This window comes from Halorubrum wangae, assembly GCF_051194135.1.
In the GTDB taxonomy this organism is placed as follows: Archaea; Halobacteriota; Halobacteria; order Halobacteriales; family Haloferacaceae; genus Halorubrum.
Genome location: NZ_JBLZNH010000002.1, coordinates 26,275 through 52,288, shown reverse-complemented (window position 1 = coordinate 52,288; position 26,014 = coordinate 26,275). Strand labels below are relative to the sequence as shown.

General features: G+C 67.8%; 30 protein-coding genes and 2 pseudogenes. 16 read left to right on the top strand and 16 right to left on the bottom strand.

Annotated features, from left to right (window positions below; genetic code table 11):
* The first annotated feature begins 189 nt into the window (after window positions 1-189).
* On the top strand, window positions 190-1,437 hold the full coding sequence (locus ACNS84_RS05480) for a CobW family GTP-binding protein (protein ID WP_435073843.1): 1,248 nt from the start codon (window positions 190-192) through the stop codon (window positions 1,435-1,437).
* Window positions 1,438-1,473: 36 nt separating this feature from the next.
* Here the strand turns inward: ACNS84_RS05480 and ACNS84_RS05475 are convergent, their stop codons facing one another.
* Together ACNS84_RS05475 and ACNS84_RS05470 are read right to left on the bottom strand one after the other, a co-directional pair.
* On the bottom strand, window positions 1,474-1,713 hold the full coding sequence (locus tag ACNS84_RS05475; RefSeq protein ID WP_435073842.1) for a hypothetical protein: 240 nt from the start codon (window positions 1,711-1,713) through the stop codon (window positions 1,474-1,476).
* 95 nt (window positions 1,714-1,808) lie between these two features.
* Window positions 1,809-2,135, bottom strand: coding sequence for a hypothetical protein (locus ACNS84_RS05470; RefSeq protein WP_435073841.1), 327 nt, complete (start codon window positions 2,133-2,135; stop codon window positions 1,809-1,811).
* 60 nt (window positions 2,136-2,195) lie between these two features.
* Between ACNS84_RS05470 and ACNS84_RS05465 the strand changes: the two genes are divergently transcribed.
* The 4 genes from ACNS84_RS05465 (at window position 2,196) to thrC (ending at window position 4,869) form a co-directional block, all read left to right on the top strand.
* A complete protein-coding gene (locus ACNS84_RS05465; protein WP_435073840.1) occupies window positions 2,196-2,411 on the top strand; it encodes a DUF8107 family protein in 216 nt (71 codons plus the stop codon).
* A 77-nt stretch (window positions 2,412-2,488) separates the two neighbouring features.
* Window positions 2,489-3,163, top strand: coding sequence for a uracil phosphoribosyltransferase (gene upp, locus ACNS84_RS05460; protein ID WP_435073839.1), 675 nt, complete (start codon window positions 2,489-2,491; stop codon window positions 3,161-3,163).
* A 71-nt stretch (window positions 3,164-3,234) separates the two neighbouring features.
* Window positions 3,235-3,450 (top strand): DUF7569 family protein, encoded by a 216-nt coding sequence (locus tag ACNS84_RS05455; protein ID WP_435073838.1) that lies wholly within the window; start codon window positions 3,235-3,237, stop codon window positions 3,448-3,450.
* Window positions 3,451-3,585: 135 nt separating this feature from the next.
* Complete coding sequence (gene thrC / locus ACNS84_RS05450) at window positions 3,586-4,869, top strand: threonine synthase (RefSeq protein ID WP_435073837.1); 1,284 nt, start codon at window positions 3,586-3,588, stop codon at window positions 4,867-4,869.
* A 57-nt stretch (window positions 4,870-4,926) separates the two neighbouring features.
* Here thrC and ACNS84_RS05445 read toward each other — a convergent pair whose 3' ends face one another.
* Together ACNS84_RS05445 and serA are read right to left on the bottom strand one after the other, a co-directional pair.
* The gene (locus tag ACNS84_RS05445) at window positions 4,927-5,955 is read right to left on the bottom strand and encodes a DUF7504 family protein (RefSeq protein WP_435073836.1); all 1,029 of its coding nucleotides are present in this window, start codon (window positions 5,953-5,955) and stop codon (window positions 4,927-4,929) included.
* 239 nt (window positions 5,956-6,194) lie between these two features.
* Complete coding sequence (gene serA, locus ACNS84_RS05440) at window positions 6,195-7,799, bottom strand: phosphoglycerate dehydrogenase (RefSeq protein WP_435073835.1); 1,605 nt, start codon at window positions 7,797-7,799, stop codon at window positions 6,195-6,197.
* A 331-nt stretch (window positions 7,800-8,130) separates the two neighbouring features.
* Between serA and ACNS84_RS05435 the strand changes: the two genes are divergently transcribed.
* The gene (locus ACNS84_RS05435) at window positions 8,131-9,435 is read left to right on the top strand and encodes a hemolysin family protein (RefSeq protein ID WP_435073834.1); all 1,305 of its coding nucleotides are present in this window, start codon (window positions 8,131-8,133) and stop codon (window positions 9,433-9,435) included.
* Here the strand turns inward: ACNS84_RS05435 and thpR are convergent.
* Window positions 9,405-9,983, bottom strand: coding sequence for an RNA 2',3'-cyclic phosphodiesterase (gene thpR, locus ACNS84_RS05430; protein ID WP_435073833.1), 579 nt, complete (start codon window positions 9,981-9,983; stop codon window positions 9,405-9,407). The genes ACNS84_RS05435 and thpR overlap by 31 nt on opposite strands.
* A gap of 250 nt (window positions 9,984-10,233) precedes the next feature.
* Here thpR and ACNS84_RS05425 point away from each other — a divergent pair, with 250 nt between their 5' ends.
* Complete coding sequence (locus ACNS84_RS05425; RefSeq protein WP_435073832.1) at window positions 10,234-11,004, top strand: spondin domain-containing protein; 771 nt, start codon at window positions 10,234-10,236, stop codon at window positions 11,002-11,004.
* Window positions 11,005-11,164: 160 nt separating this feature from the next.
* On the opposite strand, the gene ACNS84_RS05420 is transcribed toward ACNS84_RS05425, so the two are convergent.
* Complete coding sequence (locus ACNS84_RS05420; RefSeq protein ID WP_435073831.1) at window positions 11,165-13,024, bottom strand: excinuclease ABC subunit C; 1,860 nt, start codon at window positions 13,022-13,024, stop codon at window positions 11,165-11,167.
* A 180-nt stretch (window positions 13,025-13,204) separates the two neighbouring features.
* Here ACNS84_RS05420 and ACNS84_RS05415 point away from each other — a divergent pair, with 180 nt between their 5' ends.
* Window positions 13,205-14,818: a methyl-accepting chemotaxis protein gene (locus tag ACNS84_RS05415; RefSeq protein WP_435073830.1), complete on the top strand. Its 1,614-nt coding sequence runs from the start codon at window positions 13,205-13,207 to the stop codon at window positions 14,816-14,818.
* Window positions 14,819-14,908: 90 nt separating this feature from the next.
* Complete coding sequence (locus tag ACNS84_RS05410) at window positions 14,909-16,303, top strand: cytochrome P450 (RefSeq protein ID WP_435073829.1); 1,395 nt, start codon at window positions 14,909-14,911, stop codon at window positions 16,301-16,303.
* Between the two features lie 152 nt (window positions 16,304-16,455).
* Here ACNS84_RS05410 and ACNS84_RS05405 read toward each other — a convergent pair whose 3' ends face one another.
* Together ACNS84_RS05405 and ACNS84_RS05400 are read right to left on the bottom strand one after the other, a co-directional pair.
* Window positions 16,456-17,058, bottom strand: coding sequence for a 2'-5' RNA ligase family protein (locus ACNS84_RS05405; protein WP_435073828.1), 603 nt, complete (start codon window positions 17,056-17,058; stop codon window positions 16,456-16,458).
* 3 nt (window positions 17,059-17,061) lie between these two features.
* The gene (locus ACNS84_RS05400; RefSeq protein ID WP_435073827.1) at window positions 17,062-17,265 is read right to left on the bottom strand and encodes a DUF7554 family protein; all 204 of its coding nucleotides are present in this window, start codon (window positions 17,263-17,265) and stop codon (window positions 17,062-17,064) included.
* A gap of 98 nt (window positions 17,266-17,363) precedes the next feature.
* Between ACNS84_RS05400 and serB the strand changes: the two genes are divergently transcribed.
* From serB to ACNS84_RS05375, 5 genes and pseudogenes are all read left to right on the top strand, one after another.
* On the top strand, window positions 17,364-18,011 hold the full coding sequence (gene serB, locus ACNS84_RS05395; protein ID WP_435073826.1) for a phosphoserine phosphatase SerB: 648 nt from the start codon (window positions 17,364-17,366) through the stop codon (window positions 18,009-18,011).
* Window positions 18,012-18,034: 23 nt separating this feature from the next.
* A pseudogene (locus tag ACNS84_RS05390) lies at window positions 18,035-18,130 on the top strand (lycopene cyclase domain-containing protein); the annotation flags it as partial.
* Window positions 18,131-18,137: 7 nt separating this feature from the next.
* A pseudogene (locus ACNS84_RS05385) lies at window positions 18,138-18,285 on the top strand (Brp/Blh family beta-carotene 15,15'-dioxygenase); the annotation flags it as partial.
* A gap of 134 nt (window positions 18,286-18,419) precedes the next feature.
* The gene (locus ACNS84_RS05380; protein WP_435073825.1) at window positions 18,420-19,004 is read left to right on the top strand and encodes a GNAT family N-acetyltransferase; all 585 of its coding nucleotides are present in this window, start codon (window positions 18,420-18,422) and stop codon (window positions 19,002-19,004) included.
* Window positions 19,001-19,285, top strand: a complete 285-nt coding sequence (locus tag ACNS84_RS05375; protein ID WP_435073824.1) for a DUF7861 family protein — start codon at window positions 19,001-19,003, stop codon at window positions 19,283-19,285. The genes ACNS84_RS05380 and ACNS84_RS05375 overlap by 4 nt, the downstream gene beginning before the upstream one ends.
* A gap of 54 nt (window positions 19,286-19,339) precedes the next feature.
* On the opposite strand, the gene ACNS84_RS05370 is transcribed toward ACNS84_RS05375, so the two are convergent.
* From ACNS84_RS05370 to ACNS84_RS05355, 4 genes are all read right to left on the bottom strand, one after another.
* A complete protein-coding gene (locus ACNS84_RS05370; RefSeq protein ID WP_435073823.1) occupies window positions 19,340-20,227 on the bottom strand; it encodes a YkgJ family cysteine cluster protein in 888 nt (295 codons plus the stop codon).
* Window positions 20,228-20,318: 91 nt separating this feature from the next.
* Window positions 20,319-20,885 carry a HalOD1 output domain-containing protein gene (locus ACNS84_RS05365; RefSeq protein ID WP_435073822.1) on the bottom strand — a complete coding sequence of 189 codons (567 nt, stop codon included), beginning with the start codon at window positions 20,883-20,885 and terminating at the stop codon, window positions 20,319-20,321.
* 158 nt (window positions 20,886-21,043) lie between these two features.
* Entirely contained in the window at window positions 21,044-21,547 is a 504-nt protein-coding gene (locus ACNS84_RS05360; protein WP_435073821.1) for an Lrp/AsnC family transcriptional regulator, read from the bottom strand.
* A 290-nt stretch (window positions 21,548-21,837) separates the two neighbouring features.
* The gene (locus ACNS84_RS05355) at window positions 21,838-22,515 is read right to left on the bottom strand and encodes a class I SAM-dependent methyltransferase (RefSeq protein WP_435073820.1); all 678 of its coding nucleotides are present in this window, start codon (window positions 22,513-22,515) and stop codon (window positions 21,838-21,840) included.
* Between the two features lie 147 nt (window positions 22,516-22,662).
* On the opposite strand from ACNS84_RS05355, the gene ACNS84_RS05350 reads away from it, so the two are divergent.
* On the top strand, window positions 22,663-23,106 hold the full coding sequence (locus ACNS84_RS05350; protein ID WP_435073819.1) for a DUF2391 domain-containing protein: 444 nt from the start codon (window positions 22,663-22,665) through the stop codon (window positions 23,104-23,106).
* A gap of 24 nt (window positions 23,107-23,130) precedes the next feature.
* On the opposite strand, the gene ACNS84_RS05345 is transcribed toward ACNS84_RS05350, so the two are convergent.
* A complete protein-coding gene (locus tag ACNS84_RS05345; protein WP_435074706.1) occupies window positions 23,131-23,646 on the bottom strand; it encodes a magnesium transporter in 516 nt (171 codons plus the stop codon).
* 86 nt (window positions 23,647-23,732) lie between these two features.
* Window positions 23,733-24,305, bottom strand: a complete 573-nt coding sequence (locus ACNS84_RS05340) for a magnesium transporter (protein WP_435073818.1) — start codon at window positions 24,303-24,305, stop codon at window positions 23,733-23,735.
* Window positions 24,306-24,420: 115 nt separating this feature from the next.
* Here ACNS84_RS05340 and ACNS84_RS05335 point away from each other — a divergent pair, with 115 nt between their 5' ends.
* Entirely contained in the window at window positions 24,421-24,999 is a 579-nt protein-coding gene (locus ACNS84_RS05335; RefSeq protein WP_435073817.1) for a DUF7090 family protein, read from the top strand.
* Window positions 25,000-25,036: 37 nt separating this feature from the next.
* On the opposite strand, the gene ACNS84_RS05330 is transcribed toward ACNS84_RS05335, so the two are convergent.
* Together ACNS84_RS05330 and ACNS84_RS05325 are read right to left on the bottom strand one after the other, a co-directional pair.
* Complete coding sequence (locus ACNS84_RS05330; RefSeq protein WP_435073816.1) at window positions 25,037-25,906, bottom strand: DUF7089 family protein; 870 nt, start codon at window positions 25,904-25,906, stop codon at window positions 25,037-25,039.
* Complete coding sequence (locus ACNS84_RS05325) at window positions 25,906-25,995, bottom strand: hypothetical protein (RefSeq protein ID WP_435073815.1); 90 nt, start codon at window positions 25,993-25,995, stop codon at window positions 25,906-25,908. The genes ACNS84_RS05330 and ACNS84_RS05325 overlap by 1 nt, the downstream gene beginning before the upstream one ends.
* Window positions 25,996-26,014 lie beyond the last annotated feature (19 nt).

Genomic DNA, 26,014 nt, shown 5'->3' with positions numbered 1-26,014 from the left:
CAACCGTGACGCCGAGACGCCGCAACCGTGACGCCGAGACGCCGCAACCGTGACGCCGAGACGCCGCAACCGTGACGCCGAGACGCCGCAACCGTGACGCCGAGACGCCGCAACCGTGACGCCGAGACGCCGCAACCGTGACGCCGAGACGCCGCGACGTTGAAGGGGCGCGCCCACTGACCGACCTGCATGGACGACGATCGGATTCCGGTGACCGTACTCTCGGGGAGTCTCGGTGCGGGGAAGACGACGCTGTTGAACCACCTCCTGCGGAACGCCGGCGATCGCGACATCGCGGTGCTGGTCAACGACATGGGGGACGTCAACGTCGACGCCGAGCTGATCGCCGAGGAATCCGAAGTCGACGTCGAGGGCGTCACGGAGCTGTCGAACGGCTGCATCTGCTGCGAGCTGCAGGACGACCTGGAAACCGCCGTGGTCCGGCTGGCGAACGAGCGCTCCTTCGACCACTTGGTCGTCGAGTCGTCGGGCATCTCCGAGCCGGCACCGGTCGCGCGGCTGTTCACGACAGAGTCGCGCGCGGCCGCTCGATACCGCGTCGACGCGCTCGTGACCGTGATCGACACGCGGCGGTTCCTCGACGCCTTCGCCGGCGACGGGACCCCCGAACGGCGCGTCGCCGCGGAGGACGACGAGGAGGCCCGCCCGCTCTCCGACCTCCTGGTCGAACAGGTGGAGGTGTCGAACCTGGTGGTGTGTAACAAGGCCGACCTCTGTACCGAGGCCGAGTTGGACGAGGCGGTCGAACTCGTCGGCGCGCTGCAGCCCGACGCGGAGACGGTCGTCACCGAATTCTCCGCGGTCGACCCCGATCGAATACTCGGCGTCGGGCTGTTCGACGCGAGCGAGATCGGCGACCTGCCGGGGTGGAAGCGCGCACTGGCCGAGGCCGACGCGGACCACCACCACGACGGGGAGAGCGACGGAGACGAGGGGCACGCCCACCGCCACCCGGACGAGGTGTACGGCGTCACTTCCTTCACCTACCGCCGACGGCGACCGTTCCACCCGGACCGGATCGCCGACGTCCTCGGCGATCTGCCCGCGGACGTCGTCCGGTCGAAGGGAACCCTCTGGATCGCCGGCACGGACCAGCGTCAGCAGGTGGGGCAGGCCGGCGCGTCGGTTCGCGTCAGCGCACTCGGGCCGTGGATCGCGAGCCTCCCGTCGGTCGAGCGCGACATGCTGCGCTCGAACCGGCCGAACCTCGACTGGGACGAGGAGCACGGCGACCGTCTGACGGAGTACGTCGTCATCGGCACGGGCATCGACGAGGCGACGATCCGCGAGCGCCTCGACGAGGCGCTCGTCACCGACGAGGAGTGGGCGGCGTTCGAGGAGGGTGAAAGCGACATCGGCGGCGGACTCCCCTTCCCGACCGAGCAGGGCGAGGAGCTGGCGCTCCGCGAGCCCTAAAAAGCGTCTCAGATTGCCGGACCGAAGCCGGCGAGGTCAGCAAGCGCAGCCGGTCCCGCTCGCACGCTCGAACCGCATCGACTCGCCGCAGTCGGGACAGGCGGGCGTCCCGTTGTCATCGCGGTCCAGCCCTTCGTCGTCGACCGCGACGTCTCTGACGCGCACCCCGCAGTCGCCACACCAGTACGAGCCCTCCGAGCCGTCGTCGCCGGCGTTTCCCGGCGCGTGCTGCGTCGATCCGGCCATCATGTCCGTCACCGTATCGAGAATACCCATGAACGATCGTAGACGTTCCGAGGTCTTATTCTCCCGGTGCTGTGTGACTCAGGCGCACAGCCGCGTCGGGACGGCGAGCGCGGGGCGAAGGCGGCTCACAGCAGCGGGACCGTGAGCGCGACGATCAGAACGCCGAGGCCGATACCCGCGTACAGCAGTCGCTCGATCCGTGGACCGGGCGGGAGCGGACCGGCGTCGAGCGGCGGGGCGCGGCGGACGAGTTGTCGGTAGGCGACCGCGGTCGCGCCCGCGAACGCCAGCGTCGACAAGGCCAGCGACGTCGCGAGCGTGAGCCCGTACGAGAGCCCGTATATCGGGCCGAACGAGAGCGCGAAGGTGAACGCGAGCCCGGCGGTGACGAGGAACGGAACGGGGTCGATCCGGTCGCCGCGTCGGTTATGAACGTGGACCTCGACACTCATGCGACCCCATACGAGCCGCACGGACAAAGAGCTAAGTACCGGACTCCCACGAGTTCCCCTATGAGCGAGGAGCCGAAGGGAATCCGCGAAGGCGTCGAGAATTCGAAGGGAGACCCGCGGCTGATCCTTCTGTTGAACGCGGTCCTGTCCGCGTGGTTCGCGTGGACCGTCGTCTGGGGACTCGACCGACTGGGCGTGGCGGCGCTGACCGTGGCGAACGTCGGCACGCTCGCGCTGATCATCTTCGGCGTGACGTACGTCGCCGTGTTGCGGTGAGTCGGCGGCGCTGACGAACCGCGGCGAACGGGCGGGGTTCGCCACGTTTTAAGCCGGATGCGGTCCCTCTCCCGACAATGACGATCGAAGACCGCGACGACGCGTACCTCATCACGCACGCGCTGGCGAAGGACACCCTCTCGCGGCTCCGAGACGTCGAGACCGAGCAGGTCGGCTTCCGGAAGGGGCTCGTGAAGCTCGGCCGCATCTGCGGGTACGAGATCATCGACGGCGCGATGGAGACGGAGTACGTCCCGGTGACGACGCCGCTGCAAGAGACCACCGGCGAGCGCGTGAAAGGGCTCGACGACGTGGTCATCATCAACGTGCTGCGGGCCGCAACCCCGTTCGTCGAGGGTCTTTTAAAGGCGTTCCCCCGCGCGAAACAGGGCGTCATCTCCGCCGGCCGCGACGAGGAGGCCGGGATGACCGACGGAGAGTTCCCGATCACCATCGACTACGTGAAGCTGCCCGAAATCGGCCCCGACGACACCGTCATCGTCGCCGACCCGATGCTCGCGACCGGCTCGACGATGTGCGCGGTGCTCGACCACGTCCTCGACGAGGCCCCCGATTTCGAGGACCTGTTCGTCCTCTCGGCGGTCTCCGCACCCGACGGGCTCGTTCGCGTGAGCGAACAGGTTCCCGAGGCGGACCTGCTGACGGTCGCCATCGACGACCGGCTCAACGACGACGGGTTCATCGTCCCCGGCCTCGGCGACGCTGGCGACCGCGCATTCCGAACGGTGTAACGTCGTCGCGGCGGCCGCCGGGCTCCCGTCCGCCGACGTACTTTTAAGAGCCGCCCCCGCGACCGATGGGTATGAGCGACGCGCCGACGACTGAGCCCTGTGACGGCTGCGGCGAGCCGACGACGAACGCGCTCTCGCGGACCGTCCGGCTGAGCGTCGACCGGGCGAACATCGACACCCAGCGGCTCTGTCCGGACTGTTTCGCCGACTGGATCCAGCGCTACCAGGACCGGCTCGGCTCCGGGGATGACGGCTCCGACGAGAGCTCCGAGATCATCGTCGACTGAGCGCCCGCGGACCGCTCTCGGTCCCGACTCGCGCCCACGCCCACCCGATTCGCCCCTGCTCGTCCCGACACACACAGACGGCAACGTCCGTCCCGACCGCCCGTCTTAAGCCGCACCGGCACGGACGGCGACGTAATGGACCTCGCTATCGACGCCCCGACCCCGGCGGCGCCCGACTGCGCCGACGACGGGACGTGGCTCGCCTGCATCGAGTGCGACGAGACGTTCGCCCCCTTCGAGGACGTCCGGTACACCTGCGACGCGTGCGACGGGTTGTTGGAGGTGCGCTACGCCGATCCGCCGACGTTCGACCAGTTCGGGTCGGGCGCGTCCACAGACGGCCCCGACCGCGGCGTCTGGCGCTACCGCGAGTCGCTCCCGTTCGACCTGGGCGTCACGCTCCCCGAGGGTGACACCCCCCTCCACCGCGTTCCGCGGATCGAGGAGTCGGTGGGCGTCGACACGCTCCGCATCAAACACGAGGGGATGAACCCCACCGGCTCGTTCAAGGACCGCGGGATGACCGTCGGCGTTCGCGTCGCCAAGGAGTTGGGCGTCGGCGCGCTCGCCTGCGCCTCTACCGGGAACACCTCGGCCGCGCTCGCAGCCTACGGCGGACGCGGGGACATGCAGACGCTCGTGCTCCTCCCGCAGGGGAAGGTCGCCGCCGGGAAGGTCGCGCAGGCGAGCCTCCACGGCGCTCGCATCCTCGAAGTCGATGGCAACTTCGACTCGTGTCTCGACATCGTCCAGGAACTGGCCGCGCGTGGCGAGGCGTACCTGCTCAACTCCCTGAACCCGTTCCGTCTGGAGGGGCAGAAGACCATCGGATTCGAGATTCTGGAGGAGTTCGACGCCGACTACGGGACGTTCCCGGACCGGATCGTCCTCCCCGTCGGCAACGCGGGCAATACCGCTGCCCTTTATAAAGCGTTTCGCGAACTCGTTCAGGCGGGCGCGCTCGACGTCGACGACGTCCCCAAGCTGACCGGCGTGCAAGCCGAGGGCGCCGCGCCGATGGTCGAGGCTATCGAGGAGGGGAACGACGAGATCCGTCGGTGGGAGGAGGTCGAGACCCGAGCGACCGCGATCCGCATCGGCAACCCGGTCAACGCGCCGAAGGCGATTCCCGGGATTCGCAACACCGGCGGCACCGCCGTCGCCGTCAGCGACGCGGAGATCACCGCCGCACAGCGCCACCTCGCCGCCGAGGGCGTCGGTGTCGAGCCGGCCTCCGCGGCGAGTCTCGCGGGGCTGAAGAAGCTCCGGCGCTCCGGCGTCGTAAACGACGACGAACGCGTGGTCTGTCTCACGACCGGGCACCTCCTGAAGGACCCCGAGGCCGCCTACGAGGCCGGAGGCGAGCCCGAACCCGTCCCGAACGACGTGGACGCAGTGCTCGATCACCTCCACGGGTAACCCACCGCCCCTCCGACGGAACGTTCGGCCGCTGAGCGAGACGCGGCGCGACTCCGGTCAGCCCAGTTCGACCGTCTCGATGTAGTCGAGATAGGATTCGAGCCCCTGATTCACCGCGTACTGGACCGTTTCGGTGTCGGCGTCGTATCGGACGATCCCGACCGCTTCGAGCTTCGGCAGGTGCGTGTGGATGAGTTCGGTCCGAACCGCCTCGCACGTGGCGTACTCGCGGACCGGCAGCGACCGATCGATGGCGTGGACGTCTTCGACGAGGTCGTCGAGCGGGAACTCGTCCGTCGACTGGTTTTTCAGGTAGTACAGCAGCGTCCGTCGACGCGGAGACGACAACAGGTCCAGTAAGGTATCGAAGGAGTGCCGCATCGGGACGGTTTCGGGGCGGTCGGGGTCCGTCTTCGCGCGTCCGCCCGGCGGAGGCGTCGTCGAATCGAACGACGGCCTCGGTTCCGTCGCCTCGCTCTCCGTCGGGATCCAGTCGCCTTCGGGGGTGTACCTGAGCACCGCGTCGTACAGCGGGCGGAGCGTCGTCACCGTTTCGTCGTCGAGCGCGTCCGGATCGGCGTGGTGGTGAGCGATCGCGTCGTGTTCGTCGCAGAGGTCGTTGAGAGCGGTGATCAGACTGAACACCTGATCGGCGTCGTACGCGGCGAACAACGCCGTTAGCGAGTTGAGACACACGGCCGTCGACTCGTCGGTGTTCCGCCAGATGCCAAGCTGGTTGGCGATGGCGAGACCGATATCGTGTAGATCCGGATTTTCGGAGAGCTCGCGGACGGACAACGACCCCGAGTCCGAGGTCGGAAGCCAGCCGTCCGTCGTCCCCGTGCGCCCGTCGACGATCACTGTCCGGGCCGGGAGCTCGTCGCCTGACTCGCGCTGCCAGGTGGACAGCTGTTCGGAAGGCGACGCCGAGAGCGTAACGCCCAGTACGTTGGTTTCGCTGGGCGGTTCCCGAGTCAGCAGGTCCATACAAGCGCGGTCGTCCGGAGGGCTGTCCGCCGGCGCGAGGAGAAGAATCGTCGTCGAGTCGGTGAGATAGTCACCGAGCGATCGATACGATTCTGTCACCTCGGACATTCGACAACAGACTAAGATAAGTGTGTCGCCCGCTCGCAGCGTGTGAGAGTGCAGCGGGGCGTCAGAGCGCGTATCGACTCGTATCGGACGTGTTCGATGCGACAGCCCCGTCTCGGTCGACGGCGCGGTCCGCGTATCCCGCGTGGTTCCACCGTGTCGCTCTGCAGAAGGGTCACACCTCGCACCGCGGGGAAGCTACCAGCGTCCGATAAGAGGGCGCAGCCGGCCCGTTACTCGGCCTTCCGCTCGTCGGCATCGTCCAGCGTGATCTCGGTGACCTCGACGATGCGGTCGTCCGCGAGCAACGTCTCGATGGCGGCGTCGGGAACGTCGTGGTCGAGGTTGTAGACGGTGAGCGCCTCGCCGCCTTGCGTCTCCCGAGCGTTGTACATCCCGGCGATGTTGACGTCGTAGTCGCCGAGGACGGTGCCGATGAGCCCGATGACGCCCGGCTCGTCGGTGTTGCGCGCGACCAGCATGTGGCCGTACGGGACCGCGTCGACGCGGAAGCCGTCGATCCGGACGATCCGCGGGTCATCACCCGCGAACAGGGTGCCCTCCACGGCGATGGAGTCCTCGCCGTTGTGGACGGTGATGCGGACCAGGCTCTGGAAGTCCTTGGTCTGGCGGGTCTTCGACTCGGTTACGTCGATGCCGCGCTCCTCGGCAAGCCGGGGCGCATTCACCGAGTTCACCTGCCACTCCAGCGGCTCGAAGACGCCCTTCAGGGCGCTCGCGGTGACGAGTTCGACGTCCTCCTCGGCGATGTCGCCCTCGTAGGTCGCCTCGACGCTCGTGATGCGACCGTCGAGCAGTTGCGCGGCGACCTTCCCGGCGGTCTCCGCCACGGCGATGTACGGCTTGATCCGCGGGAACGCCGTCTCGTCGACGGAGGGCGCGTTAAGCGCGGTGAGCACCGGTTCGTCCTCGAACGCCGCGAGCACGGCCTCCGCGGTGTCGACCGCGACGTTCTCCTGTGCCGCCTCGGTCGACGCGCCGAGGTGCGGGGTCAAGACGATTTCCTCGACGTCGAGCAGCGGGGAGTCCTTCGGGAGCGGCTCCTCGGCAAAGGAGTCGAGCGCGGCGCCCGCGAGGACGCCGTCGTCGACCGCCTCGGCGAGCGCGTCCTCGTCGACGATGCCGCCGCGGGCGCAGTTGATGAGGTACCCACCCTCCAACTGGGCCAGTTCGGCCTCGCCGATCATCCCTTCGGTCTCGGGGAGGAGCGGGGTGTGGACCGTCGCGAAGTCGCCGCGAGCGAGCGCCTCGTGGAGGTCCTCGACGAGTTCGGCGCCGAGTCGATCAGCGCGCTCCTCGGAGATGTACGGGTCGTAGACGACCAGATCCATCCCGAGCGAGTCGAGTCGCTTGGCAACCTCCTGGCCGACGCGGCCGAGGCCGACGATGGTGAGCGTCTTGTTGTTGACCTCGGTGCCGAGGAACTCGCCTTTCGCCCACTCGCCGGCGAGGAGGCGACTGTGCGCCTGCGGGATCGAGCGCGCGACGGCGAACGTCATCGCGACCGTGTGCTCGGCGGCGGCCCGGACGTTCCCCTCGGGCGCGTTGGCGACGATGACGCCGTGGTCGGTGGCGGCTTCGATGTCGATGTTGTCGACGCCGATTCCCGCTCGGCCGACGATGACGAGTTCGGAGGCGGCCTCGAAAACGGCCTCGTTCACGTCGGTTCCGGAGCGGACGATAAGCGCGTTGATGTCGCTCACAGCGTCGAGGAGAGCTTCCCCCTCGACCTCGTAGTCCGTTTCGACCTCGTGGCCGGCGTCTCGGAGTCGGTCCAACCCCGCGTCCGCGATGGGGTCGGTCACGAGTACCTTCATGCCCGTATCCACCGGCGGGGCGAGGTTAACCCTTTCTTCATCGCGCCGTGTTTTGTTCCTGAATGATCCGCGATTGTGCGCATCCAACCCCTTCGTTTCGGGTAGAACCACCTCGTTCGTGCTGTCCAGATCGCGGTGGGGGGCGACGCCCGCATCGGCGATCGTTCGTCGCCGTTGCCGGCGTTTGGTACGCCATAACTTGGTATATCAGCTCTTGGTACACCATATCTTGGCACGACACCACTTGGCTCGCCGCCGTCCTCCCGCTCGTGCATCGGACTCGCTCGCTCCACGGCGGTACTGCCTTTTATATCCGGCCGCACGGACAAACATGGACATCACCATCGCGTTCGTCGGCGTGGCCGCCATCCTCGTGTTGACGGGGATCAGCGCCTTCTTCTCCAGTTCGGAGTTGGCCGTCTTCTCGGTGCCGATCCATCGGATCGACTCGCTGCTCGCGGCCGACGTACCCGGCGCACGGGCGCTCTCGGCGCTCCGCGAGGACTCGCATCGATTCCTCGTCACCGCCCTCGTGAGCAACAACGTCGCCAACATCGCGGCCGCCTCGGTCGCGACCGCCGTCTTCGTCCGGTTCGGTTTCTCCGGAGGACAGGCCGCGACCGGGTCGACGGTCGTCACGAGCGTCTTCGTCATCGTCTTCGGCGAGATTGCCCCGAAGTCGTACGCGGTCGCCCACGCGGAGAAGCACGCGCTCCGCGTCTCTCGTCCGGTCGTCGCGCTCCAGCGCGTCATCCGGCCCGTGCTGTACGTCTTCGAGGCGCTTTCCGGGGTCGTCAACCGTTTCACCGGCGGCGAGTCGGACATCGAATCGTACCTCACCCGCGAGGAGATCGAGACGCTCGTGCTCTCGGGAGAGGCCGCGGGCGCGATCGACCCCGAGGAAGGGGCGATGATCCGCGGCGTCCTCGACCTGGAATCGACGCCCGTCTCCGCGGTGATGGTCCCTCGCACGGACATGGTGGCGCTGCCGAACACCGCAACCCCGGCCGACGTGCTCGCGACCGCCGGGCGAGAGGGCGTCACCCGGATGCCCGTCTACGGCAAGAACCGGGACGACGTGGTCGGAACCGTGGACGTGCGTGACGCCATCGGCGCCCACGAGCGGGGTGACCCCCTCGCGAGCGCCGTCCACGAGCCGACGTTCGTCCCGGAGACCAAGCCCATCGACGAACTGTTCGACGAGTTCCGGTCGACCGGACGGCGAATGGCCGTCGTGGTCGACGAGTTCGGCGCGGTCGTCGGGATCGTCACGCTGGAGGACGTCGTCGAGGAGGTCGTCGGCGAACTCGTGGGGGGGTGGGAGACCGATCACGTGGACGTGGTGGCGCCCGACGCCGCGGTCGTCCGCGGGTGGACCACCGTCGCGCATCTCAACGAGACGCTCGGACTGGACCTCCCGGTCGACGGGGGCGTCGAGACGGTCGCGGGGCTGATCACCCAGCGAATGGGCCGGATCGCGGCCGAGGGCGACACCCTCGCGCTCGGGGAGGTGACGCTCACCGTCACCGGTGCGACGCCGACGCGGGTGACGCGAGTCCGGGTCGAGCATCCGGGCGCGGAGAGCGGCGGCGAGACCGACGGCGGTCAGAGTTCGAACGACGCGAGCGACTCGTAGACGGGTCCGTCGATCGTCAGCGTCGACCGCACAAGCCGGACCGCGTCGACCTCGAACCGACCGATATCTGGGTCTCGCTCGCGGACAACCCACTGCACCAGCCCCTTCCCGCGGGAATCGTTCATCCGGGCGAGCGTGACGTGCGGGGTGAACACGTGTTCTTCCGGGTCGACGCCGAGCGCTGTCGTCTCTGCCTCCAGCGATTCGTGAAGCGCAGTCAGTTCCGTGCTCCCGGCGCCGACCCCCGCCCAGACGACCGAGACGTAGTCGAGGCTCGGGAAGACGCCGAAACCCTCGATGGAGCACTCGAAGGGCCTCACGTCGGCGGCCGCGACCGCGCGTTCGCCACCCGCGATCACGTCGTCGAGAGAGGGTGAGGAGTCGTCGTCGGCAGCCGCCTCGCCGATCTCGCCGAGGAACTTCAGCGTCACGTGCGCCTGTTCGGGGTCGACGAACCGCAGGCCCTCGACGCCGTCGAACGCGGCCTGCGCCTCCGCGACCGATTCCGCGAGGTCGTCCGGCAGGTTGACGGCGAAGAACGCTCGCATGACGGTCGGAGAGTTGGGCGAGGAGACGGATAAATAGTCGATGGGGGAGGAGAACGCCTCCGAGGTGACGGCCGCTCGGTCGCGGGTACGCGTGTCGAATGCCCGATCCCATCGGACCGTCGGTACGTGTTCCGAGTAGAGACCTTCAGGATTCGTCTACAGAGCATCTCTGAGCTTAGATTACATATGAAATACATAACAATCTGAGGCCGACGAGAGCCGACTAACGCTCCTTCTGGGAGTACCAGAGATGACAGACGACAATTCACAGCCCCGATTCACCCGACGGCGTGCGCTGACGGCCGGCGGCGTCGCGCTCGGTGGATTAGCACTCGGCAACGCGACCGTACTGGCACAGAACGACGGCGGAAACATGAGGACGTATCGAGTGACGGTCGCGAACCTCACGCGGGGACAGCCGTTCACTCCTCCCGCGGTGGCGCTCCACCGCCCCAGCGTCGAGGTGTTCTCCGTCGGCGACCCGGCTAACGAGGCGACCAAAGAGATCGCTGAGAACGGAAATCTCGACCCGCTCTCGACACTGATCAGCGAGACGAACGCGATCAGAGGCAGCGCCGTGGCGCAGGGGCCGCTCGTCCCGGAAGCCGACCCCGGTCAGACCGGGTTGCCGTATTTCACGGAGTTGCAGGTCTCTGCTGACGCCAGCGCGACCAAGCTGACGTTCATCAGCATGCTCGTCGGAACCAACGACGGGTTCGTCGGGCTCGATACCGTCGACCTTCCGACGGAGGTCAACGAGTCGAAGACGCTCTATGCCAACGGGTACGACGCCGGAACCGAACAGAATACCGAACAGTTCGGTGACCTCGTTCCGCCGGCCAAGACGCTCATCCTCGGCGGCCAACCGGAAGGGACCGGTCAGAGTAACCCCGACATCGCGGAAGACGACGTGATCCGCCCCCACCCTGGGATCCAAGGGGTTGGAAACCTTCCGCCGTCGGTCTACGATTGGCGCGAGCCCGCCGCGGTGGTCCACGTCGAACGGATCGAACCTCAGTGACGATCCGCCCGTTGAGTCCCCGTCCCACAGTCGCATCTCGCGGCACCTCAGCCCCGTCACCGACACTCACGAACGTGCTGGCCCGCGGCCGACCGACCGCTCGCAGACGTTCGTGTCGGCTCCATTGTTATACGTGACTGCCGCCGGTTGCGGCGTTCGGTTACAACCGTGCTCGGAGCGTCGCGGCCGTCGTCTCGCCGATACCGTCGACGTCGGTGAGGTCCTCGACTGACGCCTCGCGCACGTTCTCGACCGACCCGAACCGACGGAGGAGTCGGCGCCGGGTCGCGGGACCGATGCCGGGCACGTCGTCGAGGACCGTCTTCACCTCGTCGCGGACGGTCTGGTGGTAGGAGACGGCGAAGCGGTGCGCCTCGTCTCGCACGCGCTGGAGCAGGTGCAGTTCGGGCGCGTCGTCGTCCCATCGGCGGGTGCCGGTCGGGGTGACGACCAGCTCCTCGGCCTTCGCGAGCGCGACGACGGGCACGTCCCAGCCGGTCTCCGCGAGCGCGTCGCGGGCCGCGCCGAGCTGGCCATCGCCCCCGTCGATGAGGAGCAGGTCGGGGTCGGGGCGGTCGTCCCGGCCTTCGACCGCGCGCTCGGCGCGCCATCGGATCAGCTCGCGCATGTTCGCGTAGTCGTCGTTGCGGTCGGTGAGCTTCTTCCGTCGGTAGTCGGCCGTCTCCGCGCTCCCGCCGACGAAACAGACGTCGGAGCCGACGACCGCGGTGCCCTGGGCGTGGCTCACGTCGAACCCCTCAATGCGTTCGGGACGACTGATCCCGAGCCGTTCGCCGAGTGCGCCGACCGGGTCGTCGCGGCCCCCGCGTTTGCGGGCGTTTTTAAGTGCGAGTTCGACCAGCTTTGCCTCCCGGCCCGCACCGGGCACCCGGACCGCGACCCCCTCCGCCTCCAGCCAGTCTACCACGTCCGGGTCCGACGGGCGTTCGGCCAAGAGGACCGCGTCCGGGAACTCCCGCTCCGCGTAGTACTGGGTGAGGAAGGCGGACAGCACCCCGGCGGGGGTGTTGGCGTCCGAGTCGATCGGATCGGTCGGATCGGTGGCTTCAGTCGGATCGATCGCTCCGGTCGCTTCGGTCGGATCGGTGGCTTCAGTCGAATCGATCGGGTCGGCCAGCACTCCGTCGGAGTCGTCGCCCACCGCCGCCGCGTCCAGCCGATGGCGACTCCGGTCGACCAGTTGACCGCGCTCGCTGTGGAGGCGGGCGACGCGGGCGACATCGCCCTCGACCGCGGCCGCGAGTACGTCGACGGTGCGGTCGTCAGACCGGTCACTGACGGCCTCACCGCCCTCACCGTGGAACGCCTCGACGGCTTCGAGGCGGTCCCGGAGGTTGGCGGCGCGCTCGAACTCGGCGCCCTCGGCGGCGGCCTCCATCCGCCGACGCAGGGGGTCGGCGAGGACCCCCGTCTCGCCCTCCAAGAACCGGTGGACGGCGGCCACGTCCTCGGCGTATTCCTCGGGCGTTATCTCGCCGGTGCAGGGGGCCGAGCAGATACCCACCTCGTAGTCGAGGCAGGGCCGGTCGCGGTTCGCGTACTTGTGGTCCGAGCAGCCGCGAAGCCGGTACTCGTCGCGGACCGCTTTCACCACGGTCTCGACGCGGCCCTTGTCCGTGAACGGGCCGTAGGCGACCGCGCCCTCCTCAGGGTCGCGGGTGACTTCGATCCGGGGAACCGGGTGATCGCTGAGCGCGATCAGCGGGTACGACTTGTCGTCTTTCAGGCGGACGTTGAACCGAGGCTGCAGCCGCTTGATGAGGTTCGCCTCCAGCAGCAGCGCCTGCGTCTCGGTGTCGGTGACCGCGAACTCGATGCGGTCGGCACGCGCGATCATTCCGCGAATGCGTCCCGAGCGCGGGTCCGCGTACGACCGCACCCGGTCTCGGAGGTCGACCGCCTTGCCGACGTACAGCGTCGTCTCCCCCGCGCGGAACTGGTACACGCCGGGCTCGGCGGGGAGGTCCGCGGCCCGCTCGCGCACGGCGTCGGCGTCCATCGGCCCGAGGTAACCGCCCGACGCGTTTGAACGCTGCGGGCGGGCCGCCGGCGAGCGGGAGAGTCGGGACGCGGCCAACAGGGCCGAGGAGCGTCCTATCGTCCGACGACTGAGGTGGTTATCAGACCTGAATACTGGAGAGTGCAGTTTATTTGGGGGCTTCAGAGAGAGTCCGTATATATGACGGGACTTCGAGGGCTGCTCCGAGGCGTGTTCGGACGGGATCGGAACTCGCGGTCGGTCCCGGACGGCGGCGTCGTCGTCGACGACTCCGCGGCCGACGACCGCCCCGACGGCGAGCACGGATCGGGCGGCGCCGACGGCAACGAGGTCGCAGTCACCGAGGAGGGCATCGACCGGGCCGGGACGGTGGCCAGAGCGGGATTCGAGCAGGTTTTCGACGCGACGAGCGTTCCGACGTTCATCCTCGACGCCGACGGCAACGTCGCCGAGTGGAACGAGTTGATCGTCTCGCTCACCGGGAGCGAGCGCGAGGACGCGATCGGCCACGGCCACGTCTCGGAGCTGTTCTACCCCGACGGCCGTCGGGCCGACACCCTCGCCGATAAAGTGCTCGACGCCCCACAGAACGCGGACGAGGTGTACGGCGTCGAGCGCTGCGACTCGGTCCGAAACCGCTACCGTGACACCAGTACGATGATCGACCAACACGGCGAGCGGAAGCACATCGAGTTCACGGCGACGCCGCTGTACGACGGCGACGAACTCGTCGGCGTCACCGAAGTCGTCATCGACCGCACGGAGAACGTCGAGGAGCGCGACGCCACGAAGAAGCTGGTCTCGGAGATCCGCGGCACGGCCGAGGCGATCGGCGAGGGGAACCTCGACGCCCGCGCCGTCTGTCACGAGGAGTGCGAGATCCTGGACACGGAGCTGTTGGGCGTCATCGACGTCGTCAACGAGATGGCCGAGAACCTCCAGGACCTCTCCGAGAGCGTCCACCAGCAGGCCAAGCAGATCGACCAGACCGTTCAAGAGGCGAGCGGCGCCGCCGCCGACATCGCCGAGAACGTCGACGAGCAGAACGAGCTGTTAGAGGAGAGCGTCTCCGAGATGCAGTCCTTCTCGGCCGGCATGGAAGAGGTCGCCGCCACGGCCGATCAGGTCGACTCCGCGGCGGTCGCGGCCAGCGAATCGGCGGACCAGGGGCTCGACGCGAGCGAGGACGCTCGCGAGGCGACCGAGGACGTGATCGAAATCGGGGACGAACTCGTCGAGAGCGTCGGCGCGCTCTCGGACCGGATGGACGACATCGAGGAAGTGATCGAGGTCATCTCGGACGTCGCCGAGCAGACGAACCTACTCGCGCTCAACGCCAACATCGAGGCCGCCCGGGCCGGCGAGGGGGGCGACGGCTTCGCGGTCGTCGCCGAGGAGGTGAAGAAGCTCGCCGACGAGACTCGCGGCTACACCGAGGACATCACGCAAAGCCTGGCCGAACTCCAAGCGCAGTCGGACGAGACGAGCACTGCCGTCGAGCGCTCGCACGACCGGATCGAGGACGCCGGGACGGAGATCGAGACCGTGCTCGACTCGCTCGAAGAGATCGCCGACGCGGTCGACGAGGCCGCCGCGGGCGTCGCGGAGGTCGCCCGGACGACCGACGATCAGGCGGCGACCGTCGAGGAGCTCACGTCGTCGCTGGAGGCGGTCAGAGAGCGCTCCGACCGCACCGAGGCGGCGACCGATCGGATCGTGAAGGCGACCGACGATCAGGAGGTCGCCGTCGACGAGTTGATCGCGCGAGTCGAGCGGCTGGACGCCCAACAGTAAGTTGGCTGAATCGGTCTGATCGACCGCGTCGGCCGTGCGCTCGGCCGTCTCCCGCCGAACGTTTAACCTCGCCGAGACCTTGTTTCTCGTATGTCCGCCACGCCGCCCGGACCCATCGGCGACCCGGTCTTCGGCAACGGTCGCCAGTACGCCGACGACCCGTTCTCGTTCATGCACGCCTGCGCCGACAGCTACGGCGACGTCGTCCGCTTTGACCTCGGCCCGCGAGAGACGTACCTCCTGACGAACCCCGCCGACATCGAGCGCGTCCTCGTCGCCGATGCCGAGCGATACCGGAAGCCGCAGTTCGGCGACGACGCCATGGACACCCTGCTGGGACAGGGCCTCCTCATGAGCGAGGGGGAGACGTGGCAGCGCCAGCGGAAGCTGGCGAACCCCTCGTTCCACAACCGCCGGATCGGAGCGCTCGCGGGGACGATGGTCGACCACACGCAGTCACAGCTCGCGGACTGGAACGACGGCGAGATTGTCGACATTCAGTTGGAGGTCGCCCGCCTCACCGTCAAGATCATCGTCTCAGCGATGTTCGGCGCCGACATCACCGACGAGGAGGTAAAGACGGTCCAGAAAAAGCTGGAGCCGCTCGGCGCCCGGTTCGAGCCCGACCCGCGCCGCTTCCTGATCCCGAACTGGGTGCCGACCCGCGAGAACCGCGAGTTCGACGCCGCCATCGACACCCTCGAATCCGTGATCGACGGCATCGTCGAGCGCCGCCGGGGGACCGAGCGCGACCCGAACGTCGACCCGGCCGGGCCCCAGGGCGTCGCGGTGCGCGGACCCGCCGGCGACGGCGACGGCGACCTCCCGATGGACCTGCTGTCCGTCCTGTTACGCGCCCGCGACCGGGGCGAGCAGTCCGACAAGAACCTGCGCGACGAACTGGTGACGATGCTGCTGGCGGGGCACGATACGACCGCGCTGGCGCTGACGTACACCTTCTACCTGCTCTCGAACCACCCCGAGGCGCGGGAGCGCGTGGCCGCCGAGGCGACGGCGGCGACCGCCGACGGCCCCCCGACCGCGACCGACGCGCGCGAGATGGCGTTCACCGACCGCGTCCTCAACGAATCGATGCGGCTGTACCCGCCCGTCTACACCCTGTTCCGCGAACCGAAACTCGACGTGAAACTGGGTGGGTATCGGATCCCAGAGGGCTCCGCGCTCATGCTGTCGCAGTGGGTGATCCACCGATCGTCGCGCTGGTACGACGATCCCGAGCGATTCGACCCGGCCCGCTGGACGTCCGAGCGCCGGAGTCAGCGCCCGCGGTTCGCCTACTTCCCGTTCGGCGGCGGCCCGCGCCACTGCATCGGGAAGGCGTTCTCGCTGCTGGAGGCGAAGCTGATCCTCGCGGAGGTGTGTTCGCGGTACGACCTCGACTACGAGGGGCCTGACCTCTCGCTGCGCGGGTCGCTGACGATGCACCCCGATCACCCGGTCCCGATGCGAATCCGCGAGCGGTAACCGACCCCCGACGGCGAGGCGCTTCGTGTCGCCGGCAGCAGCTGCGGTGATCACCGGCGAACGGAGCACGCGGAATAGGGAACCTCGAGCGACCATTTATAAGCGATCGACCGAGAAATTGAGCGGTTCGCCGCCGAAACCGAGTCAGCTACTTATAATTCGATCGTCGCTGCGACCTCGCGGAACTCGGGGTCGTACACGTCGAGCGCGTGGACGCGCCACCGGATCGGGTCTATCTCGGAGTCCACCAAATCAGCCACGACGCCCGGTTCGGGGTTCCCGCCGCGCGCCAGCGTGATATGCGGGACGTAGTCGTCCCCCTCGATCCCCTCTATCGCGCCGTAGGCGGCGCACAGGCGGTGATGGAGCCGAACGAGTCCGTCGCTCTCGACGGCGAAATACACCACCGGCCGCGACCCGGAGGCCGGTGCGTCGAACACGTCGACGCCGGTCACCGCCGCCTCGAAGGGATCGGTCTCGGAGAGGTGGGGGCGGAGGTCGTCGCACAGCGCCGCGACCGCGTCGGTTTTGTCAGCGGTCGGATCGTCGGCGGGATCGGCGTCCGACCGGTCTGAGCGGTCGGAGCGGCCGGATCCGCCACCGTCTGCGACGCGGTTCGGAAGGTCCTCGACGCCGAAGCGTTTGCAGACGAGCGTGTGCCGCTCTCGCACGCGATCGAACCCCGCTTGTTTCGGGTGGAGATCGGCCGCGAGACGCCCGACAGTCGGCGGCAGCGGGACGTTCAGGCTGAACACGCCTCAGAGTCGATCGGTGAGCCGTAACGCGATCAGGACGACGATGGCGACGACGATCAGCATCGGCAGCGCGTCCAAGAGGGCGAACGTGAGGTCCAGCACCACGCCGAGAATCTCCAATAGAAGCCATACGATGGCGAGCCCGAGAATGACCTTCAGGAGGTCGTCAACGTCGACGTCGGCGCGGTCCGCGGCTGGTCGGTCCATGAACGGACGAAGGGCGGCGGCGGGTAAAAAGGGCGGTGAGCCCGCCGCCTCGGTGCGCGATCAGGTATTTAAAAACCCCTCCGGGCCGAACGTGGCCCATGAGCCTCATCGCGTTCGACTTCGACGGCACGCTCTCCGACTCCGAGATGACGGTCCTGCTCGCCGAGCGCGCGGGCGTCGCGGACGAGGTGGCCGAGATCACGGAGCGGGCGATGAACGACGAACTCAGCTACGCCGAGAGCCTCTATCAGCGCGCGGAGCTACTCGCCGGACTCGACGAGGACGCGGTCGCGGCCGCGTTCGACGAGGTGACGCTCCGACCGGGCGCCGGCGACCTGATTGAGCGCCTGCAGGCCGAGGGGCACCACGTCGCGGTGCTCACGGGCGGGTTCGAGCGCGGCGTCGAGCGCGCGCTCGCGAAGGAAGGCGTCGAGGCGGACACGATCGTCGCCAACCGGCTCCCGATGGCCGGCGGGAAACTCACCGGAGACGCGGAGGGACCGCTCATCGAGGGCACCAAGGACGACGCGCTGGCCGATCTCGCCGCCGACCTCGACGTACCGATGACCGAGACGGTCGCGATCGGCGACGGCGCCAACGACCTGCCGATGCTGGAGGTGGCCGGACTCGCGATCGGGTTCGTTCCGAAGGACGCGGTCCGGCCCGTCTGCGACGCCGTCGTCGCCTCCATGTTCCGGCTCGGGAAGGTGCTGGAGGGGCACGGCGTGCTGTCGGTCGAGGCGTAGTCCGACCGATCGACGCGCCGAGCGTCGCCATCGCGTACGTGTACACGACGCCGTGGATCAGCTACATGATCCGACGCGGGGCGTGGTGGTACGCGGACGGGGCCGTGGTTCGCGCTCTACCCCGCGCTGGCGCTCGCGGCACTGCTCCCGATCGGCGCCGTGACCCCCTTGTTTCCGGTGGAAGTCGGCGTCGCGACGTTCGCGCTGGGCACGCTTGTTATTGGGATGGCCCACGGCGCGGTCGACCACTCTCGTCCCCCTCCGAGCCGCGCCTGACGCTCCCCCACGTCATCGTCGTCGCGTGGCTCGACCGGAAACAGGGCGTCTGGCGGCCGGACGAAGCGAGATAGAAGCCGGGCGACCCCGCCACCGCGCACCTCTTGGCCCCGGGAAGCGTAGCGCCGAGAAATGGACGAGATCGCACTCCGAGCGCCGCGACCCGGGGACGCCGAGGAGCTTGAGACGCTCATCACCGCGCACTTCACCGAGGGGAGCACCTACGGCGTGGACCTCGGTCTCGACGACCCGACGTACCACGTGCTGGTCGCGACCGAGGTCAGCGGCGGTCAGGGCGAGGCCGACGGCGACGGCCCGATCCTCGGGGTCATGGCGCTTCGCGAGTTCGACGACCCGGTCGCCGTCACCGACGAGATGTACTTCTTCGACGATCCGGGACTGATCCCCGCCGCGGAGCGGTACGGCCACCTCGAGATGGGGTACGTCCGAGACGGGGCGACCGGGCGGGGTATCGGGAGCCGGCTACTCGAGCGACTGCACGCGATCGGTTCGGAACGCGGAGTCGACCTGTTCCTCGGGGACTCGTGGTACCACGGGGGCGACGACTCGCCGGAGAAGCTGTTCGACCGCCACGGATACGAGACGGTCCACCGTGATCCGATCGAGCGGCCGGCCTCGGAGTGCTCGAAGTGCGAGGTCGAGTGCACCTGCGAGGCCGCGCTCACGGTGCGGCGCGTGGAGGGGGGAGCGGAGTGAACCACGACCGCGTCCACGCGCGAGAGCCGTCGCACCACGTCGACCGATGGTCGGTCGGTGCGATAGAGTCGATCGACGAGCGCGACGGCCACGCGGTGGTGACGGTTCGCCCGGTCGCGTCCGAGGGGGACGAGGGGACACAAGCAGATGACGCCGGCAACGACCCCGTCGAACTCGTGATCACGCTCGCCGTCAGGGACCTGTTCGTGAAGCGGCTCCGGATCGACGAGGGCGAGTCGCCGGTCGGCGAGCGCGTGTGGTATCGCAAGCGAGGCGGGTGAGCGCGGGCGACGGGAACTCGATAGCCGGGACGGCGTCGACGGTCGTTCGTCCCGTCAGTCCCACCCCGGCGTCCCGGGCGCGCCCGCGTCGTCCTCCAGTTCGCTGACGAGGCGGTCGCGGGACTCGGCGTCGAGGTCGACACAGTCGCCGTCGGCGCCCGCGCGGTCGGTCCACTCGCGAACGGCGCGCCCGGCCCACGAGTCGGCGTCGCGGGCACGAGCGCGGGCCTCGGCCATGCGGTCGCGGTCGACTGACAGCGATCCGGGACGCGAGCCGACTGCGGCGCCCACGAACCGGGCGCGGTCGTCGGCGGTGAGCGCGTCGGCTCGAATCCGGTCGACCACGCCGTCGAGGTCGTCGGGGTTGGGGTACGCGAAGATGGTCGCCCCGAGCGCCTGCGGGCCGAACGCCGGCGGCGGGAGGTCAGGGGGCGACTCGTCGTCGAGGAGGCGGTCGCCGCCGCCCGCGTCCTCGACGCGCTCGCACTCGGTCTCGACCCCGAGTTCGAGGTTGTGTCCCGGGTAGGTCGCGCAGGTCCGGGGGTAGCGGTCGTCGTCGTAGATCCGACACTGGAGCGTCGTCGGGTCGAGGAAGACGCAGGCGTCGAGCCATCGGGACTCCTCGGTTCCGATCGGTGCGACCGGCTTGGGCGGTTTCCGGAGACCGAGCACGAACACCGGGCGGTCGCGGGCGGCGGCGACCTCGACCCCGTCGATTGAGACGCTCAGGTCGCGTTCGGCGGGCTCGAACAGCCGAGGGACGAGGATGTCGCCCAGTCCGTCGTCGAGGAAGGCGGCGACTTCGTCGCGGGTGAGCGGGACGAGGTCGTACGCGTCGTCGAGTGGGGGGCGTTCACCGGCGCGGTCAGAACCGGCGGCGTCCGGGTCGAGCGGCCGCCAGTCGACGCAGCAGCCGGCACAGCCCTCGCAGCGGAGCTCCATCGGAGAATGTACATGTTACCGAGTCACACAATTAAAGGATTCGGCGACCGACCCCCGAATGCGACCGCTTTCGGTCGGGCGTGCGGCTCACTCAGGTGTTGTCGGCCGAGTTGACGACGATGCGTCGGTTGCTGAAGATGTCGACGCGCAGGCCAGTCACCTGGAACGAGATATGGAGTCCGAGTGTCGGCTCCTCGCCCGAATTGTTCACCAGATCGTCGAGTGCGTCAGAGTCGAGCTGTGCGTAGATGGGTTCCAACTCCAGCGGATCTTTCCCCTTCACCGCGGCGACCGCCTCGACCACCGCTTCGGACGGTGGCTGGTCCTCGCTGAAACAATGAGCGTAATCGGCACCGCCGTCCGACTGAGCCGGCTGGACGATAATTTCACCGCGGCTCGCAACCGTGACCTCGTGGCCGTTGTAGGCAAAGCTCACCTGAATGGGCCGGCGTCGACGCCGAACTAAGGAATCAAACACGATGGGGTCGACGACGGACCGGATCGGTTCCAGTTCGTCCGCAGATCGTCCCGTGATCTCCGCAAGGGCCCAGACGACGGCTTCGCTCGCCGAGTCGGAGTCGGAGTCGAAATTAGCCCGGTATGTGGTCTCGTCTGGATCGAACCGAAGAGATGGGTTAGAGAGATCTGATTTACTCATACGAAGGTAACGGAGAGTGCACGTATACAACTTTCTTGACAATATTATAGGTTTTTATCACATCCACACATAAACACCCAATATCTGTTTTTAAAACAATCTGTGGATGTTAAAATGGCAAATGTAGGCCACAAACCTGCGTTTTTAACAGATGAGACTCACTCCGCCGACTCGCCGTCTTCCTGCGTCTCGACCAATGACTCGGAGAAGTAGAAGTGGTTGAACGGCTGCGATTTCCGTTGTTTCATGATCTCGGAGCTATCGACTTCGACCCCCATCTCGTGGATGTTATCGGTGACGCGCACGATGTCTTCCGTGCTCTTCCCGACCACCTCGACGTGGATGTTCCGCCGCCCCGTGAGCATCTCTCTGACGTCGACGACGCCCTGTAGGTCCATGAGGTTCTCCACGACTTCGCCCCGGTCCGTCGGGGGTGCAGTGACGACGAACATGACGCGAAACGGGAGGTTCGCCTCCTCGTAGTTTATTTTCGGCTGGTAGCCGGTTATGACGCCGTCGTTTTCGAGGCGCTCGATCCGGTTTCGGACGGTGCTCGCTGAGACGCCGACCTTGTCCGCGATGTCTTGGGACGTGGTGTTTCGGGCGTCGATTTGGAGCATGTAGAGGATGCCGCGGTCGACGTTGTCCAGTTTTCGAGCCATACACGGATTTCGGCGGACTGGATAAAGAATTCTGTGCTTCAAGCGGTTTCGCGGCCGTAGATGGGCGGTTTCTGGGCCGTAGATGGGCGATTTCGGGGACAGCAGAGAAATTTCCGTAGTTTCCCGCCGAAGTCGAGACGATACCGAACGCGCCGAAAGCGTGACGGGCAGGGTTCGAGACGCGACGTGCGAACGGGGGCATGGCACGATGCAAGGCGGGTTCAGGGCGCGGCGCAAGCCGGGTTCAGGGCGCGACGCAAGCCGGGTTCAGGGCGCGGCGCAAGCCGGGTTCAGGGCGCGACGCCGACCGTCAGCAGCGTTCCCCACGTCCGGTAGCGGTCGACCATCGCCTCGCGGGAGTCCCACTCGTCGGTGGGAAACGCGTCGGCGTCCGGGATTTCGATCTCGCGGTCGGGGACGTTGTCCTGGCCGGCGACGTGCAGGCCCGCGTCGCGGAACGCCTCGCGGTACTCCTCTCGGCTCCACAGCGTCATCTCCACGCCGATGTTGTCCTGCCACGCGTGGCTCGCCTCGTTCTCCGCGTAGTAGTTGACGGCGCAGTAGAACGTGCCGCCGGGCTTCAGCACGCGGCGGATCTCCCGGAGCGTGTTTCGCGGATCGGCCGCGTAGTAAAACGCCTCCATCGAGAAGACGTGGTCGAGCGAGTTGTCGGCGAAGGGGAGCGCGTCGAAGTCGCCGACGAGGAAGCCGACCGCGTCGTCGTCGGTGTACGTCCGGGCGTTGCGGACCATCTCCGGCGCCCCGTCGAGCCCGTACCCGCGGCCGATGCCACGCTCGCGGAGCGCGCGGAGCGCGTAGCCGGACCCGGTGCCCAGATCGAGGACCGCATCGCCGGGTTCGATCGGGATCCGCGCGAGAACGTGTTTGGCGGTGTGCCAGTGTCGGTCTTCCATCCCGCGGTCCTTCCCCGATGTCGCCCACTCGTCGAACTCCTCGCGAACGCTCATGGGGAGACGACGGGCGGCCGGGTGAAAACCGGTTCGGAGAGTCCCGGTCGCGGTGCGCGGGCGACCGGCCCGTGAGGAATGGCGAACGATGCAAGAGGCGGGCGATAAACGCCGTCGTTTTATCCGCTGCCACTCCATTCGTGGGGTATGAAGCGTCCCGGGAGCCTCCGCCGACCGAAGTTCCGCATCGCGGACTCCGCCCAGCAGGCGGTCGGCGGGTTCCTCCTCGCGGGACCGTTCGTCGTCACCGGAGAGGTGTGGGACTTGGCCGCGGGCATGAACGCAATCCAGGGGGTGTTGACCGCCGGTCTCGTCGCGCTGATCGGCTACGCGGCGCTCTACCGGGCCGACACCGACCGCGACCCCGAGACTGAAAAAGAGATTGTGGGGATTCCCGCCCGTTTCGTGTCGTTGATGATCGTCGCGTTCGGCTCCGTGGCCGTCCTCGCCGTGCTGTTCGACGCGCCTGACACCTTCCTCATCCAGCAGGGCGTGACGGGAGTCGAGCTGTGGGCGACGACGTTCAAGGCCATCTCCGTCAGCGCGGTGTTCAGCGTCGTCGGCGCCGCGACGGCCGACAGCGTGTTCTGATCGCGGGCGAGCGACTATCGGGGTTCAGACGATGACCGAGACGACGGCGAAGAGGATCAACACGCCGGCGATGTCGCAGACGTTGGTGACCACGGGGATGGTCGTGTCGTCCGGGTTGAACCCCATGCGATAGGAGATTTCCACGGCGGCGACGCTGGTGACGACGACGAGGACGGCGAGGAGCATTCCGGAGATCAGCGAGACGAGGAGCACGCGCCCGAGTCCGAGGGTGCCGCCGAGTGCGACGCCGATGGCCCAGGCAGCGACGCCGACCACTCCGAAGACCGTCGCCGCGAGCGCGAACACGGCGCCAGCGTTCGCCCTGAGGTCCGGGTTCGACGGGTCGAGTTCGTAGGTCCCGAGGTACAGTTGGGTCGTGAGCCGCGAACAGGTGATCGACGCGAGGTTCCCCGCGGTCCCGATCTGCACCGGGACCAATACGAGCAGCGCCGGGTTTTGAATGAGGACCGCTTCGTACGTCTCGAGGACGGTGCCGGAGACGAGTTGGAGCAGCGACAGCGTGGCGAGGATGGGGACCATCGTCCGGACGATACGAGGGATCGACCACTCGTCCGGTATCGTCGTCTCGCCGGAGCTCGAGGAGCGGTCAGCCGCGTCACGGTCCGTCACAACACGGCCCCCACAGCGTAGATGCCGACGAGCAGGAAGAAGACCCCGAACACGTCACCGAGCGTCGTGACGACCGGTCCGATCACGTTGTCCGGGTCGAGCCCCCGCCGGTACCCGGTGAAGATGACGACGATCAGTACCGAGATCATGAGCCCCGCCGAGAGCATCCCTGCGACGACCATGATGCCGACCAGTTGGAGGAGGTCCCCCTCGGTTCCGAGGAAGGTCAACCAGAGGTAGGTGACGACGGCGATGAAGACGGAGACGCTCATCCCGTTGATGAACGAGGCGACGATCGCGTTGGTGAGCCGCCGGTCCAGTCGGAATCGGGGCTCGATGACCCCCTGATGGAGGCCGGTCGAGAGGCGCGCGCCGAGCGAACCGTAGACGCCGCCGCGCGTCGCGAGAAACGCGGGAAGCAGCAGGAGGAGACCGGGGACCTCCGAGATACCGGCCCGCATCGTTTCGGAGCCGAGGATGGTGCCGGCAAACAGTCCGGCGACGAGACTGACGAGGATCACCGGCAGCGCCTGTCGGTAGACGTCGCGCGCGGTGTCGTGGCCGACCATCGTGCGTCCCGACGGCGGGCACGCTGAAAAAGCGGTCGGCCGGGGCGGCCCGGTGGGTGTCTCGTTCGGGTGGAGCGGCCCGCATCGTTAAGTCGGTCGGGCGGTTTCCGATCCCATGGACTACTCGCTCGCCATCGAGAACGGGCCGGAAACGATCCCTGGCGGCACCGGGCTTCTCCTCGTTCATCCGAGCATCGGCGAGACGGACCGGATCGACACCGACTTTTTGAAAACCGACACCGACGCGTTCCTCGTCGTCTCGACGCGGACGACGGCGCGAGAGGTCGAACAGAAACTGGAGTACTACGACGTCGACGAGACGAAAGCGACCATTCTCGACACGCTCTCCGTGGAGCGCGGCTACTCGCGACGCTCCAGTGACGACGTCTTCTACGTCTCCGCCCCGGACGACCTCGACGGCGTCGTCGACCGGGTCGAGCGGTTCCTCACCGAGAGCGAGGGGAAGCGACGCGTCTCGGTCGATTCGCTCACCGAGATGGCGTACTACGCCGACGACGAGGCGGTGTACGAGGCCGCAAAGGACATCCTCGACCTCCTCGACGAACACGACGCGGTCGGGATCTTCCACCTCTCCGAGGAGGTTCACGAGGTCGCGACGCTCGACCGGTTCCGCGACCTGTTCGAGGGCGTCATCGAACTCGACGGCGACGGCAACGTTACCGTCGACATATAAAGGCGAACGGCCGTCGACTGGTGGAAACCAAAGGGCGTCAGGCGTCGGCGTCGACCATCGACTCAAACGTTTTCTCCGCCCACTTCACCGCGTAGGGAGCGCCGCGCTCGCGGTAGGCACCCGTGTCGAGCGCGGCGAACGGCGCCGGGAGGTCGAGACCGTGTCGGACGGCCGAGCAGGCGTACTCCGTCGCGCTCGCGAAGTCGGTCTCGCCGCGAGCGACCTCGCCGACGAGGTCGCCGAGACGGCCCTCCAAGCGAGTGCCGGCGTCGACCCACGCGTCGTACAGTCGCGGGTGGCGCCCCTCCCACGACGCGAAGACGTCGCGGGTGTGTAGTCCGACCCACGCGTCGTACAGCGCGACGGCGACCTGGAACACGTCATTTGGGCCGTATCCGGTGGTTGAGGCGCCCGTGTCGGGATCTGGTCGTCGGATCGCTGCGTCGAGGTTGCGGTACCGATCGCCGAAAAACGGGAGGAAGCTCTCGGGGAGGCGATCCGGGGGCGTGCCGTCCGGGAGCGATCCGGCGGGCGGCGAGACGCCGACCTGTACCAGCCGCTCTGCGATCAGGAACGCGAGGAACCCGTCCGGGGTCCCCTCCGCCCGCTTCTTGACGAGCACCGTCTGCGGGTCGGTCTGGGTCGTTCGAACGACGGTGCCGTCTCCGGGGAGACCGACGGTGAACGTGGGGCCGGCGTACCGCCGGAGGAGTGCCGGCACGTCGTCGGGGAGCCACTCCGTCGGAAACGACGCGGGCGAGAGGGAGTCGACGAACAGACCGAGGTCCTCGGCGGCCGCCGGCGGGAGGGTCTCGAAGTCCGCATCGACGTCGAGGACGGGCGATCCGGGGGCGTGATCCCCGCGGACCGCGTCGAGGTCGTCGTCGAGCGGCCGGGAGGAGAACATCAGCCGAGCACGTACGAGAGGATGATGAGCACGGACAGGGCCGCCGACACGCCGATCGTTCCGAGAACGATCGTGGTGGTTTTGGACATGTTGAACGTTGCGTCCGCG

Excerpts from the sequence above, each read along its gene's own strand:
- ACNS84_RS05480 (WP_435073843.1), top strand. The coding sequence starts at position 190 with ATGGACGACGATCGGATTCCGGTGACCGTACTCTCGGGGAGTCTCGGT.
- ACNS84_RS05475 (WP_435073842.1), bottom strand. The coding sequence starts at position 1,713 with ATGGGTATTCTCGATACGGTGACGGACATGATGGCCGGATCGACGCAG.
- ACNS84_RS05470 (WP_435073841.1), bottom strand. The coding sequence starts at position 2,135 with ATGAGTGTCGAGGTCCACGTTCATAACCGACGCGGCGACCGGATCGAC.
- ACNS84_RS05465 (WP_435073840.1), top strand. The coding sequence starts at position 2,196 with ATGAGCGAGGAGCCGAAGGGAATCCGCGAAGGCGTCGAGAATTCGAAG.
- upp (WP_435073839.1), top strand. The coding sequence starts at position 2,489 with ATGACGATCGAAGACCGCGACGACGCGTACCTCATCACGCACGCGCTG.
- ACNS84_RS05455 (WP_435073838.1), top strand. The coding sequence starts at position 3,235 with ATGAGCGACGCGCCGACGACTGAGCCCTGTGACGGCTGCGGCGAGCCG.
- thrC (WP_435073837.1), top strand. The coding sequence starts at position 3,586 with ATGGACCTCGCTATCGACGCCCCGACCCCGGCGGCGCCCGACTGCGCC.
- serA (WP_435073835.1), bottom strand. The coding sequence starts at position 7,799 with ATGAAGGTACTCGTGACCGACCCCATCGCGGACGCGGGGTTGGACCGA.
- ACNS84_RS05435 (WP_435073834.1), top strand. The coding sequence starts at position 8,131 with ATGGACATCACCATCGCGTTCGTCGGCGTGGCCGCCATCCTCGTGTTG.
- thpR (WP_435073833.1), bottom strand. The coding sequence starts at position 9,983 with ATGCGAGCGTTCTTCGCCGTCAACCTGCCGGACGACCTCGCGGAATCG.
- ACNS84_RS05425 (WP_435073832.1), top strand. The coding sequence starts at position 10,234 with ATGACAGACGACAATTCACAGCCCCGATTCACCCGACGGCGTGCGCTG.
- ACNS84_RS05420 (WP_435073831.1), bottom strand. The coding sequence starts at position 13,024 with ATGGACGCCGACGCCGTGCGCGAGCGGGCCGCGGACCTCCCCGCCGAG.
- ACNS84_RS05415 (WP_435073830.1), top strand. The coding sequence starts at position 13,205 with ATGACGGGACTTCGAGGGCTGCTCCGAGGCGTGTTCGGACGGGATCGG.
- ACNS84_RS05410 (WP_435073829.1), top strand. The coding sequence starts at position 14,909 with ATGTCCGCCACGCCGCCCGGACCCATCGGCGACCCGGTCTTCGGCAAC.
- ACNS84_RS05400 (WP_435073827.1), bottom strand. The coding sequence starts at position 17,265 with ATGGACCGACCAGCCGCGGACCGCGCCGACGTCGACGTTGACGACCTC.
- serB (WP_435073826.1), top strand. The coding sequence starts at position 17,364 with ATGAGCCTCATCGCGTTCGACTTCGACGGCACGCTCTCCGACTCCGAG.
- ACNS84_RS05380 (WP_435073825.1), top strand. The coding sequence starts at position 18,420 with ATGGACGAGATCGCACTCCGAGCGCCGCGACCCGGGGACGCCGAGGAG.
- ACNS84_RS05370 (WP_435073823.1), bottom strand. The coding sequence starts at position 20,227 with ATGGAGCTCCGCTGCGAGGGCTGTGCCGGCTGCTGCGTCGACTGGCGG.
- ACNS84_RS05365 (WP_435073822.1), bottom strand. The coding sequence starts at position 20,885 with ATGAGTAAATCAGATCTCTCTAACCCATCTCTTCGGTTCGATCCAGAC.
- ACNS84_RS05360 (WP_435073821.1), bottom strand. The coding sequence starts at position 21,547 with ATGGCTCGAAAACTGGACAACGTCGACCGCGGCATCCTCTACATGCTC.
- ACNS84_RS05355 (WP_435073820.1), bottom strand. The coding sequence starts at position 22,515 with ATGAGCGTTCGCGAGGAGTTCGACGAGTGGGCGACATCGGGGAAGGAC.
- ACNS84_RS05350 (WP_435073819.1), top strand. The coding sequence starts at position 22,663 with ATGAAGCGTCCCGGGAGCCTCCGCCGACCGAAGTTCCGCATCGCGGAC.
- ACNS84_RS05345 (WP_435074706.1), bottom strand. The coding sequence starts at position 23,646 with ATGGTCCCCATCCTCGCCACGCTGTCGCTGCTCCAACTCGTCTCCGGC.
- ACNS84_RS05340 (WP_435073818.1), bottom strand. The coding sequence starts at position 24,305 with ATGGTCGGCCACGACACCGCGCGCGACGTCTACCGACAGGCGCTGCCG.
- ACNS84_RS05335 (WP_435073817.1), top strand. The coding sequence starts at position 24,421 with ATGGACTACTCGCTCGCCATCGAGAACGGGCCGGAAACGATCCCTGGC.
- ACNS84_RS05330 (WP_435073816.1), bottom strand. The coding sequence starts at position 25,906 with ATGTTCTCCTCCCGGCCGCTCGACGACGACCTCGACGCGGTCCGCGGG.
- ACNS84_RS05325 (WP_435073815.1), bottom strand. The coding sequence starts at position 25,995 with ATGTCCAAAACCACCACGATCGTTCTCGGAACGATCGGCGTGTCGGCG.